General features: G+C 74.7%; 11 protein-coding genes and 1 riboswitch. Of the genes, 5 read left to right on the top strand and 6 right to left on the bottom strand.

Features of this window, described 5'->3' with window-relative positions:
* The first annotated feature begins 336 nt into the window (after positions 1 to 336).
* A complete protein-coding gene (locus GV126_RS09905) occupies positions 337 to 1848 on the top strand; it encodes a phytoene desaturase family protein (protein WP_159664506.1) in 1512 nt (503 codons plus the stop codon).
* A 256-nt stretch (positions 1849 to 2104) separates the two neighbouring features.
* Here the strand turns inward: GV126_RS09905 and GV126_RS09910 are convergent, their stop codons facing one another.
* From GV126_RS09910 to GV126_RS09935, 6 genes are all read right to left on the bottom strand, one after another.
* Positions 2105 to 3112, bottom strand: a complete 1008-nt coding sequence (locus tag GV126_RS09910) for an SCO2102 family sporulation regulator (protein WP_159664508.1) — start codon at positions 3110 to 3112, stop codon at positions 2105 to 2107.
* Between the two features lie 56 nt (positions 3113 to 3168).
* Entirely contained in the window at positions 3169 to 4092 is a 924-nt protein-coding gene (gene metF / locus GV126_RS09915) for a methylenetetrahydrofolate reductase [NAD(P)H] (protein ID WP_159664510.1), read from the bottom strand.
* Positions 4093 to 4265: 173 nt separating this feature from the next.
* Entirely contained in the window at positions 4266 to 4925 is a 660-nt protein-coding gene (gene thiE, locus GV126_RS09920) for a thiamine phosphate synthase (protein ID WP_159664512.1), read from the bottom strand.
* A 313-nt stretch (positions 4926 to 5238) separates the two neighbouring features.
* Positions 5239 to 5604 carry an Rv2175c family DNA-binding protein gene (locus tag GV126_RS09925; protein ID WP_028422500.1) on the bottom strand — a complete coding sequence of 122 codons (366 nt, stop codon included), beginning with the start codon at positions 5602 to 5604 and terminating at the stop codon, positions 5239 to 5241.
* Between the two features lie 132 nt (positions 5605 to 5736).
* Entirely contained in the window at positions 5737 to 6966 is a 1230-nt protein-coding gene (locus GV126_RS09930) for an NAD(P)/FAD-dependent oxidoreductase (protein ID WP_159664514.1), read from the bottom strand.
* 72 nt (positions 6967 to 7038) lie between these two features.
* Positions 7039 to 7377, bottom strand: a complete 339-nt coding sequence (locus GV126_RS09935; RefSeq protein WP_159664516.1) for an avidin-fold protein — start codon at positions 7375 to 7377, stop codon at positions 7039 to 7041.
* Between the two features lie 53 nt (positions 7378 to 7430).
* Positions 7431 to 7544, top strand: a riboswitch (TPP riboswitch).
* Here GV126_RS09935 and thiO point away from each other — a divergent pair.
* From thiO to pknB, 4 genes are all read left to right on the top strand, one after another.
* A complete protein-coding gene (gene thiO, locus GV126_RS09940; RefSeq protein WP_159664518.1) occupies positions 7540 to 8706 on the top strand; it encodes a glycine oxidase ThiO in 1167 nt (388 codons plus the stop codon). It overlaps the preceding riboswitch by 5 nt.
* Positions 8703 to 8924 carry a sulfur carrier protein ThiS gene (gene thiS, locus GV126_RS09945; RefSeq protein WP_185947764.1) on the top strand — a complete coding sequence of 74 codons (222 nt, stop codon included), beginning with the start codon at positions 8703 to 8705 and terminating at the stop codon, positions 8922 to 8924. The genes thiO and thiS overlap by 4 nt, the downstream gene beginning before the upstream one ends.
* A 3-nt stretch (positions 8925 to 8927) precedes the next feature.
* Positions 8928 to 9722, top strand: a complete 795-nt coding sequence (locus tag GV126_RS09950) for a thiazole synthase (protein WP_159664520.1) — start codon at positions 8928 to 8930, stop codon at positions 9720 to 9722.
* Positions 9723 to 9895: 173 nt separating this feature from the next.
* Entirely contained in the window at positions 9896 to 11821 is a 1926-nt protein-coding gene (gene pknB, locus GV126_RS09955; RefSeq protein WP_185947766.1) for a Stk1 family PASTA domain-containing Ser/Thr kinase, read from the top strand.
* Positions 11822 to 12053: the final 232 nt, after the last annotated feature.

Consider the following 12053-nt stretch of genomic DNA (forward strand, 5'->3'; position numbering starts at 1 on the left):
CCCCCGTCGGCCCCCGTTCGGTCGTTCCCCGGGTCTCCCCGTGGCTCGCTCCCGCCGGCGTGGGCCGGCGGAAGGAGCGGTCCGGGGCCGCGCCGTTCCGCCGCCCCGTGTCGGCGGTGCCGGCGCCCTGCCCCTTTCCGTGCCTCCACTCTCCCGTTCGCACAGGTCGGCCCCCATCCGCGCAGGTACTCATCTGCCCGGCTAGGTACAAGTACTCAGCTCTGAGCACGCGCCCCCGGGGTCCCAGGGCACCGGGCCCGCCCGGTCGGTGATGGAAAAGCGCTGGTCGGCGCCCCGGAGCGGGCGTTGTCGGTGGTGGTCGATAAAGTCGCGGGCATGGCACGGACTGCGGTGATCGGCGCCGGGATGGGCGCGATGGCGGCTGCCGCCCGGCTGGCCGTCGCGGGCCACCGGGTGACGGTGTACGAACGCACGGAGACCTACGGGGGCGCGCTGCGCCGGGTCGAGCGCGACGGCTTCGCCTTCGACACCGGCCCCGCGCTGCTGCCGCTGCCCGCGGTCTACCGCGACCTGTTCGTCAAGACCGGCAAGGAGCCCTTGGAGGACCGTGTCGAGCTGGTCCAGGTCGATCCGGCGGCCCGGCACGTCTTCGCGGACGGCACCGAGGTGGCGCTGCCCAACGCCTCCCGCGCGGGTGTCGTCACCGCCCTGGACGAGGCGCTGGGCGCGGGTGCCGGGCAGCGCTGGGGCGACTTCCTGGTGCGGGCCCGCGAGGCCTGGGACCGCAGCCGCCGGCCGCTCCTGGAGGAGCCGCTGTGGCCCAACTGGTCGGTGCTGGCCGAGCGCGAGCCGTACCCGGCGGTGCCGCACAGGCGCCTGCTGCGCACCCGGCGGGCGGCCACGCTCGCCGAGATCGGCGCCTTCGAGCTGCGCGACCCGCGGCTCGCCGCCCTGCTGGAGGGCCACGCGCTCGCGTACGGCCTCGATCCGCGGACCGCTCCGGCGAGCGCGGCCGTGCTGCCGTACATGGAGCACGCCTTCGGTGTCTGGTACGTGCGCGGCGGGCTGCGGGAACTGGCGCGGGCGGTGTACGAGCGGTGCCTGGAGCGCCGGGTGGAGTTCGTCTTCGGCGCCGAGGTGACGCGGATCGCCGCGGCGGACGGCCGGGTGACGGGCGTGGAGTTCGCCGACGGCGGCAGTGCCGAGGCCGAGTTCGTGGTCGCCGGTGTCCCGCCCGAGACGCTGGACCGGCTGGTGGCGGGCGCGCCGGTGCGCGGCGCGGGTGAGGTGCCGCCGCAGCGGGGGCTGCCCAGCCGTCTGACGGTGCTGCTGGCGCTGCGCGGCGGCCGTCCGGCGGGTACCGCGCACCGCACGGTGGTGCACTGCGCGGACCGGGAGGCCGAGCTCCAGGCGCTGTTCGGTCCGGCGCCGCGGATGCCCGAGCGGCCCACGGTCACGGTGACCCGGCCCGACGACCCGGCCCTCGTCCCGGACCCGGAGCACGAGGCGGTCACGCTGACCGCCACGGTCCCGGCCCTTCCGGGGGACGCGGCCGACGGCGACGCCCTGGGCGCGCACGCCGACCGCCTGATCACCGCCGCCGAGCGGGCGGTGCCGGGCCTGCGCGACCGGCTGCTGTGGCACGAGGTCCGCACCCCGTCGGACGTCGCGGAGGCGACGGGTGCGCCGGGCGGCGCCGTGCCGGCACCGGCGCTGGCCGCGGCGGGCGGCCGGCTGCTGCACCCGGCGAACTCCACCGGCCTGGCCGGGCTGTTCACGGTGGGCGGCTGGTCGCACCCGGGCGGCGGGCTGCCGCACGCGGGGATGTCGGGCGCGCTGGTGGCCGGGCTGATCGTGGAGGGGCCGGAGTTCCGCGGCTCGCAGTGAGTCGCCGGTCGCGGCACGGTCGCGGCCGACCGAGGCCACCCGCCGCTCGAAAGCCGAAGTCCCCCGTCGGTCGAGGCCGAGAGTTCCGGTCAGAGGCCGGGGTTTTCGGTCACAGGCCGAGGCTTCCGGTCAGAGGTCGAGGATCCCGGCCAGTGGCCGAGGTTCCCGGCCGCCATGGGCCGAAGTTTCCGGTCGGAAGCTGAGGTTTCCGGTCACAAGCCGGGGTTTCCGGTCACAAGCCGGGGTTTCCCGCCGTTCAGAAACGGTACTGCTCGTCGAAGCCCGCGCCGTGCTGCGCCTGGCCCGGTCCGGTGCCCGGGTACGGGTACGGCTGCTCCGGCGGGAGCTGGTCGCCGTAGGACTCGTCGGTGCGCTGCTGCGGCACCCACCCCCCGCCGGCGGGGGTGTCACCGCCGTAGCCGCCCATGGCGTAGGGGTCCTGGGTGCCGTACGGCTGCTGCTGGCCGTAGCCCTGCTGGGCGGCGTAGCCGGGGTCGTAGGAGGCGTCGCCGTAGGCCGGGGTGCCGGGGTAGGGCTCGGTGTAGCCGGCGTAGCCCTGGTGGCCGGTGCCGTCGTAGCCCTGGCCGGTGCCGCCGTAGCCGGAGTAGTCGTAGCCATAGGCGTGGTCGGTGGTCTGGGCGGCGGTGGCGTACTGCTCCTGGGACCGGTCCGTCCCGCCGTAGCCGGTGTCGTACACCCCGTAGTTCCCGGTCTCGTCGGGCAGGGGCTGCGGCTCGTACACGGCGGTGGTCTCGGCGGCCGTCGGCTGCGTGTGGCCGACGGGGGTGAAGACGTCGTCGTGGTCGTAGTCGGCGTCGTAGTCGCTCTCCGGCCCGTAGGCCGGCGCGGCGGAGGGGGCGGTGTTCCCGGCGTCGTCGTGGCCGGGATCGTCCGGGCCGGTGTCGTTCTGGCCGGGGTGCGCGGCGTCCGGGACCGCGGCGGCCTCGGGGGCCGCCTCGGTGCGCTCGCCCCTGCCGCGGCGGCGCTTGGGGCGTTCCTTGCCCGCACCGGGGTGCCGGACCGCCCAGCCGGCCGCGAAGCCGCGGCGGAAGGACAGCGTGACGTAGGTCTGCCCGACCGCGAACGCGGCGGCGCCCAGGCCGATCACGATCACGGACGGCATGAGCACGCCCAGCACGACGCAGAGGAAGCCGCCGAAGGCGAGCAGCCGCCAGCGCAGCCGCGCCTTGTACTGCAACAGCACCTCGCCGAGCAGCCACAGTGCGACGCCGCCGAACGCGATGTAGAGGACCGCCCAGCCCATGTACGCCCCTCTCCCCGAGGCCGCCCCGTGGCCCGACGGACGCGGGTACGGCCGCTCTAGGCCCGCGGTGGGTGGTGCAGGCCCAGGTTTTCGTAGATTTCCAGTGTCGCCGTGGAGTTGTTGAGCGTGATGAAGTGCAGGCCGGGCACGTCCTCGGCCAGCAGCCGCGCGCAGAACTCCGTGGCGAAGTCGATGCCAATGGAGCGTACCGCCGCGGGATCGTCCTTCGCAGCGAGGATCCGCTCCTTCACAGCGGGCGGAAAGGCGGCGTTGGTCAGGTGGGGCACCCGCATCAGCGTCTTCACGCTGGCGATCGGCATGACCTCGGGGATGATCGGTGTGTCGCAGCCGGCCGCCGCGACCCGGTCGCGCAGCCGCAGGTAGTCCTCCGGGTCGAAGAACATCTGTGTGATGGCGTAGTCCGCGCCGGCCCGGCACTTGGCGACGAAGTGCCGTACGTCGGTGTCCCAGTCCTCCGAGCGCGGGTGCATGGCGGGGAAGGCCGCGACCCCGACGCAGAAGTCGCCGGACGTCTTGATCAGTTCGACGAGTTCGGCGGCGTAGGTCAGGCCCTGCGGGTGGGGCACCCACTCGCCCATCGGATCGCCGGGCGGGTCGCCGCGCAGCGCCAGCATGTTGCGGATGCCCGCGTCGGCGTACTGGCCGATGATGTTGCGCAGGTCGGCCACGGAGTGGTCGACGGCGGTGATGTGGGCGATCGGGGTGAGGGTGGTGTCCGAGGCGATGGCCTCGGTGGCCTTCACCGTGCCGGCGCGGGTGGAGCCACCCGCGCCGTAGGTCACCGAGACGAAGTCGGGGGCGACGGCCTCGACCCGGCGCAGCGCGTTCCACAGGTTCCGCTCGCCCTTCGGGGTCCGGGGGGCGTAGAACTCGAACGAATACGTCCGCTTGCCGGTCGCGAGCATGTCGCGCACGGTGGGGGCGTGGTCCGACCTGGTGGATGCGGTGCCGAGGGCCATACCCGCAGGTTAGCCAGGGGACCGCGGTCCCCCAACCAGATGCCGGCTTTTTGCCCGATTTATCGGTTTGCTGTCCACTCCTTGGACAGCCCGTGTCCTCGGACGGCTCGTCCCTTCGGACGGCTCGTCTCCTCGGACAGCTGGTCGGACGGCGCGGCCGCCGACCGGCCTGCTCAGACCTGCCGCAGCCGCTTGGCGAACTCGGCCGCCGCCGCGCCAGGGTCGTCGGCCTCGGTCAGCGCCCGGACCACGACGACCCGCCGTGCCCCGGCGTCCAGGACCTCGTCCAGGTTGCCCAGGTCGATGCCGCCGATGGCGAACCAGGGCCGGTCGGTGCCGAGGGAGGCGGCGTAGCGCACGAGGTCCAGGCCGGGCGCGGGGCGGCCGGGCTTGGTGGGAGTGGGCCAGCAGGGGCCCGTGCAGAAGTAGTCCACGCCCTCCTGGACGGCGGCCGCGGCGGCCTCCGCCTCGGCGTGGGTGGAGCGGCCGATCAGGATGTCGTCGCCGAGGATCGCGCGGGCCGCGGGCACCGGCAGGTCGCCCTGGCCGAGGTGCAGCACGTCCGCGCGGGCGGCGTGGGCGACGTCGGCGCGATCGTTGACCGCGAGCAGCTTGCCGTGGCGGGCGCAGGCGTCGGCGAACACCTGGAGGTGCTCCAGCTCCTCGGCCGCCTCCATGCCCTTGTCGCGCAGCTGCACGATGTCGACGCCGCCGGCCAGCACGGCGTCGAGGAACTCGGGCAGGTCGCCCTGGCGGGTGCGGGCGTCCGTGCAGAGGTACAGGCGCGCGTCGGCGAGCCGGTCGCGGGCGGTGGCTGTGGCGGTGTCGGGCATGCGTGGGTTCCCCCGTTGTCGGTGCGGACCGGTCGTGTGCGGACCGGCCGGGTACGGACGGGTCGATGTACCGACCAGCCGGGTGACGGACCGGTCGATGTACCGACCGGACGGTTGAACGGACGGGTCGATTCACCGACCGGCCGGTTTAAACGGACCGGTCGATCTGCCGGCCGGCCGGGTGCGGCGAGTCGGTGGCGTACGGGCCGCGGTGGGCGGGCCCGGACCGGTCGGCCTGGGGCCGGTCGGCCACGGTCCGTCCCGGCCGCGGCCCCTCCCGGCCGCGGCCCGTACGCCGGACGGTTGGTGCTGCTCAGACGGCGAGCGCCTGGGCGCGGCGCTTCACCTCCGTGCCGCGATTCTCGCTCAGGGCCTGCGCGGGGGTGCCGGGCAGGGTCGGGTCGGGCGTGAAGAGCCACTCGATCATCTCTTCGACCGTGAAGCCGTCGTCCCGCAGCAGGGTCAGGGTGCCGGTGAGGCCCTTGACGACCTTGTCCCCGTCGATGAAGGCGGCGGGGACCTGCAGCACCCGGTTCTCACCACGGCGTACGGCGATGAGCTGGCCCTCCTTGACCAGCTGCCGCACCCGTGTCACCTCGACGCCGAGCCGTTCGGCGATGTCGGGGAGGGTGAGCCAGGCGGGGACGAGAGCATCGATCTTCGCGTCAATCTCGGTCACGGAACCAAGCGTGCCATCTGCCACCGACAGTCGGAAGCCAGCCCCGTCCACCTGGGAGAACCCGTCCCCGTGAAGATCACACGGCAGGACGCGCCGCGTGGGCCCGGTCGGGCCCTGGACGTCCCCTCGGACCTACGCCGTCGCGGCCTTGAGCGGCCTGGCCGGGTCGGCCAGCACGGCGGGATCCATGGGCGTGCCCGCCTCGATCAGCCGCCTGCCCTGGGCCAGGTCCCGCGGCCGGCCGACGGCCAGCAGGGCGACCAGCCGGTCGTCGCGCAGCCAGCACACCGACCAGGCCGGACCGGAGGGGTCGCCGCGCCAGACGGTGGTGTCGGCGGCCGGGTGGTGGCCGGCGTACTGCACGAACCGGCCGAACTGCTCGGACCAGAAGTACGGCACCGGGTCGTAGACCGCGGAGGTGGCGCCGAGCAGGTTGGCGGCGACCGTGCGCGGGCCCTGCAGGGCGTTGTCCCAGTGGTGGACGAGCAGGCGCTCGCCGTACCGCCCGGAGGGGAAGGAGGCGCAGTCGCCGACCGCGTACACGTCCGGCAGGGACGTGCGCAGGTGGTCGTCGGCGAGCACCTCGCCGTGCGCGCCGAGGTCGATGCCGGAACCGGCCAGCCAGGCGGTGGCGGGGCGGGCGCCGATGCCGACGACGGCGGCGCCCGCGGGCAGGCGCGTGCCGTCGTCGAGCACCACCGCGCCGGGCTCGACGCGCTCCACGCGCGCGTGCGTGCGCAGCGCCACGCCGCTCTCGGCGTACCAGGCGGTCATCGGCGCGGCCACCTCGGCGGGCAGCGCGCCCGCCAGCGGCCGGTCGGCGGCCTCCACGACCGTCACGGCGCAGCCCGCCTCGCGCGCGGCCGTGGCGAACTCGGCGCCGATCCAGCCGGCGCCGACGACCACGATGTCGTGCTGCTCGGCGAGCACCGGCCGCAGCCGCTCGGCGTCGTCCAGGGTGCGCAGCAGGTGCACGCCGGGAACGCCCTCGGCGCCCGGCAGGCGGATCGGTTCGGCGCCGGTGGCCAGCACCAGCACGTCGTAGGGAACCGGCCCGGAGGAGGTGTCCAGCACGTGCACGTCGGGGCGCACGGCCAGTGCCTCGCAGCCCAGCCGCAGCTCCAGGGCGAGCGCCTCGAAGTCGATGTCGAAGGCGGAACCCTCGGCCGTGCCGAGCAGCACGGCCTTGGACAGCGGCGGCCGGTCGTAGGGCTGGTGGGGTTCGGCGCCGATGAGGGTGACGGTGCCGGTGAAGCCCTGCTCGCGCAGGGCGACCGCGGTCTGCACGCCGGCCATGCCCGCGCCGACGACGACCACGCGCCGCGGCTGCGCCGCGCCCTGTTCCTGCGTCTGCTCGCTCACCTGATCACCATAGCCAGCTGACGTTCCGTCAGGCAGTGCTCGCGCGGCGTGAGGTGCTGCACAGCCGGCCCGCTAGCCGACCTGCTCGACCACGCTCGTCCCGCTGCCCGGCTGCGACTCCCACTGCCAGCTCTCCTCCAACCGCACCCGCCCGTCGGGCAGTTCCACCACCGTGGACACGCAGTGCCCGCAGGAGGTGGTCCCGTCGTGCTTGAGCTGGACGTAGCGGAAGTCGAGCCGGTCACCGTCCCTGGTACCCACCAGATGGCCGTGCACGACGTCGCCGCCCGCGTACTCGGCCCAGATCCGCCCGTCCCGCTCGTGGTAGGTGAACCGGGTGCGGGTGCCCACCTGGCCCGGGGCCTGGTCGGCGACGGGGGCGAGGACGAGGCCGTCCAGCGAGCGGGGCATGAGCGGGGGCTCCCTTACCGGGCCGGGGATCTGCGGGCTAGGGTGGCCACCGTACAAGCATGCGCGGGAGCCCGGACGCACCGGGCTGAGAGGGAGGCTGGCGGCCTCCGACCGTACGAACCTGATCCGGGTCATGCCGGCGAAGGGAGGGGCTGGACGCCCATGTCATTGCCACGCACATCAGACGTCCTCGTGGTCGGGGGCGGGATCATCGGGCTGGTGACGGCCTGGCGCGCGGCGCAGCGCGGGCTCGCCACGGCGCTGGTGGACCCCGAGCCCGGCGGCGGGGCCGCACAGGTGGCCGCCGGGATGCTGGCCGCCGTCACGGAACTGCACTACGGCGAGCAGACCCTGCTCGGGCTGAACCTCGCCTCCGCGCGCCGCTACCCGGACTTCGCCGCCGAGCTGACCGAGCTGACCGGCCACGACCTCGGCTACCGCCGCTGCGGCACCCTCGCCGTCGCCCTGGACGCCGACGACCGCGCCCACCTGCGCGAACTGCACGCCCTGCAGCGCGCCTCGGGCCTGGAGTCCGAGTGGCTGTCCGGGCGGGAGTGCCGGCGCCTGGAGCCGATGCTCGCGCCGGGGGTGCGCGGCGGGCTGCGGGTGGACGGCGACCACCAGATCGACCCCAGGCGGCTGGCGGGCGCCCTGGTGGCGGCCTGCGAGCGGGCCGGGGTGGTCTTCCACCGGGCGTGGGCCGAGCGGCTGACCGTGGAGCGGGAGCGGGCGGCGGGCTGTGTGCTGCGCGACGGCACGGTCCTGGGCGCCGGGCAGGTGGTGCTCGCGGCGGGCAGCCTCAGCGGGCAGCTCGCGGGCGTGCCGGACGACGTGCTGCCGCCGGTGCGGCCGGTGAAGGGGCAGGTGCTGCGGCTGACCGTGCCCAAGCGGTACGCGCCGTTCCTGAGCCGCACCGTGCGGGCCGTGGTGCGCGGCAGCCAGGTGTACCTGGTGCCGCGGCTCAGCGGCGAACTGGTGATCGGCGCGACCACCGAGGAGCTGGGCTGGGACACCACGGTGACCGCGGGCGGGGTGTACGAGCTGCTGCGCGACGCGCACGAGCTGGTGCCGGGCATCACCGAGCTGCCGCTGACCGAGACCCGCGCGGGCCTGCGTCCCGGCTCCCCGGACAACGCGCCGCTGCTCGGCCCGACCGACCTGGACGGGCTGCTGCTGGCCACCGGGCACTACCGCAACGGCGTGCTGCTCACCCCCGTCACCGGTGACGCCATGGCGCACGCCCTGACCACCGGCGAGCTGCCGGAGGTGGCCCGCCCCTTCACCCCGCGGCGCTTTCGCGCCGCCGTCCTCACGGAGCAGCCCGCATGAACGTCTCCGTCACCCCCGTGACCGTCTCCGTCAACGGCGCACCCCGCCAGGTGGCGCCCGGCACGACCCTCGACGCGGTCGTGCGGACCCTGACCGCGGCGCCCTCCGGGGTGGCCGCCGCCCTCAACGAGACCGTCGTCCCGCGCGCCGAGTGGCCCGTCACGCCGCTGGCCGAGGGCGACCGCGTCGAAGTGCTGACCGCCGTCCAGGGAGGCTGAACCATGGCTGACGACCCCTTCGTCCTCGGCGGCAGGACCTTCACATCCCGGTTGATCATGGGCACCGGCGGGGCGCCCAGCCTGGAGGTGCTGGAGCGGGCCCTGGTGGCGTCCGGCACGGAGCTGACCACGGTGGCGATGCGCCGGGTGGACCCCTCCGTGCACGGCTCGGTGCTGTCGGTGCTGGAGAAGCTGGACATCCAGGTGCTGCCCAACACCGCGGGCTGCTTCACCGCGGGCGAGGCGGTGCTCACGGCCCGCCTGGCGCGTGAGGCGCTGGGCACCGACCTGGTCAAGCTGGAGGTCATCGCGGACGAGCGCACACTGCTGCCGGACCCGATCGAGCTGCTGGAGGCGGCCGAGACGCTGGTCGACGACGGCTTCACGGTGCTGCCGTACACCAACGACGACCCGGTGCTCGCCCGCAGACTCCAGGACGTGGGCTGCGCGGCGATCATGCCGCTGGGCTCGCCGATCGGCTCCGGACTCGGCATCCGCAACCCGCACAACTTCCAGCTGATCGTGGAGCACGCGCGCGTGCCGGTCATCCTGGACGCGGGCGCGGGCACCGCCTCGGACGTGGCCCTGGCGATGGAGCTGGGCTGCGCGGGTGTGATGCTCGCCTCCGCGGTGACGCGGGCCCAGGAGCCCGCGATGATGGCCGAGGCGATGCGGCACGCGGTCACGGCGGGCCGGCTGGCCCGCCTGGCGGGCCGCATCCCCAAGCGCCACTTCGCCGAGGCGTCCTCGCCCACCGAGGGCCTGGCCCGCCCGGACCCCGAGCGCCCGGCCTTCTAGAAGCCTCCTGGCCAGGACGCTCCCGTGGAACGCTCCCGGCCAGGACGCTCCGGTCCGGAACGCTCCGGTCCCGGAACGCTGCGGTGTGGAGCGCGTCACAGGTCGGCCGCAGTCGGGCCGCTGGGGCGGCTGAGCAGGCGTGGGTGTCCGTGGCGGCTCGTAGACTCGCCTGCGTGGATACGACCCTTCAGGACCCTCTGGTCGGGCAGGTGCTCGACGGCCGGTATCGCGTCGACGCGCGGATCGCCGTCGGCGGGATGGCCACGGTCTACCGGGGGCTGGACACGCGGCTGGACCGCGTCCTCGCGCTGAAGGTGATGCACCCGGCGCTCGCGGCCGACGGGTCCTTCGTCGAGCGGTTCATCCGGGAGGCCAAGTCGGCCGCCCGCCTGGACCACCCGAACGTCGTGCAGGTGTTCGACCAGGGCACGGACGGGTCGTACGTCTACCTCGCCATGGAGTACGTCTCCGGCTGCACCCTGCGCGACGTGCTGCGCGAGCGCGGGGCGCTGCCGCCGCGGGCCGCGCTGGACATCCTGGAGCCGGTGCTCGCGGCGCTCGGCGCGGCCCACCGCGCCGGTTTCGTGCACCGCGACATGAAGCCGGAGAACGTCCTGATAGGGGACGACGGCCGGGTCAAGGTCGCCGACTTCGGACTGGTGCGGACCGTGGACACGGTCACCCACACCACCGGGGCCGTGCTCGGCACGGTCTCCTACCTCGCGCCGGAGCAGATCCAGCAGGGCACCACCGGGCCCCGTGTGGACGTCTACGCGTGCGGGGTCATGCTCTACGAGATGCTGACCGGCGCCAAGCCCCACCAGGGCGAGACGCCCGCCCAGGTGCTCTACCGGCATGTGAACGAGGACGTGCCGCCGCCGTCGGCCGTCGTGCCGGATCTGGCGGCCGAGCTGGACGAGCTGGTCGCGGCGGCCACCGCCCGCACCCCGGAGACCCGGCCGCAGGACGCGGTGGCGCTGCTCGCGCGCGTGCGCGAGGCCCGCGCGCGGCTGGGCGCCGACCAGCTGGACGCGCTGCCGCCGCAGGCCCGCACCGCCGAGCACGACAACGCCGAGGACCGTACGAGCGTCATACCCCGCGCGTTGACGGTGCCGCGCCCGCTGCCCGTCAACGAGGAGGAGGAACCGCAGGCCGCGCTGCACCGCACCAGCCGCCTGGAGTCGCCGGCGGCGCCGCGCTGGTCGGGCCGCCGGCGCCGGCGCTCCCTGGCGGCCGTCGTCGCCGCCGTCGTGCTGGTCCTCGCGGGCGGCGCGGGCGTGTGGTACATCAACTCCGGGCAGTTCACGACGGTCCCGCCGCTGCTGTCGAAGACCGAGAAGCAGGCCCGGCAGCGGCTCGAGGCCGCCGGACTGGAGGTCGAGGGCGTCAAGCACGCCTACAGCGACACCGTCAGACGGGGCGCGGTCATCAGCACGGACCCCACGGCCGGCGCCCGCATCCGCAGCAACGACGCGGTGACGCTGACCGTCTCCGACGGGCCGGAGACGGTCGACGTGCCCGACCTGAAGGGCCGCCCGCTGGACACGGCCCAGAAGCAGCTGCGCACGGCCGGGCTGGAGCCGGGCATGGTCAGCCGGGCGTTCAGCCAGGACGTCCCCAAGGGCTCGGTGATCCGTACCGACCCGGCGGCGGGCACCGAGCGGCACGCGGGTTCGGCGATCGCCCTGGTCGTCAGCAAGGGCCGCCCGATCCAGGTGCCGGACGTCACCGGGGAGGACCTGGACGAGGCGAGGTCCGACCTGCAGGACGCGGGCCTGAAGGTGACGGTCGCCGCCACGCAGGTCAACTCCGACATCGACAAGGGCCAGGTCGCCCGGCAGACCCCGGCGGCCGGCGGCCGGCTGGCCGAGGGCGACACGGTCACGCTGACCCTGTCCAAGGGCCCGGAGATGGTCGAGGTGCCGGACGTCACCGGCGACAGCGTGGACGACGCCGAGCAGGCGCTGCAGGACGCCGGGTTCCGGGTCGAGGAGGACCGCGGACTGCTCGGGCTGTTCGGCGACACGGTGAAGAAGCAGTCGGTGAAGGGCGGCGACCGGGCGCCGAAGGGCTCCACGATCAAGATCACCATCCGGTGACGGCACACCGCCGTCGCCGACGAAACACAGGGCACAGGGCACAGGGCACAGGGACCGGTACAGGGCGCGGCGTGCGCAGGCGGTGCTCCGGTGGCGGGTGCCGGCCGCGGTCCGGTGGCCGCCGCCCGGCGCGCGGCCTTCGCCGGTCGGCATGACACCCTGAACGGGTGAGCAGTCAGTCGTCCTCCGTCCGGTCCTCCCCCACCGCACCCCTTCCCGCCCAGTCCTCCCC

This window comes from Streptomyces mexicanus (assembly GCF_902506575.1).
In the GTDB taxonomy this organism is placed as follows: Bacteria; Actinomycetota; Actinomycetes; order Streptomycetales; family Streptomycetaceae; genus Streptomyces; species Streptomyces mexicanus.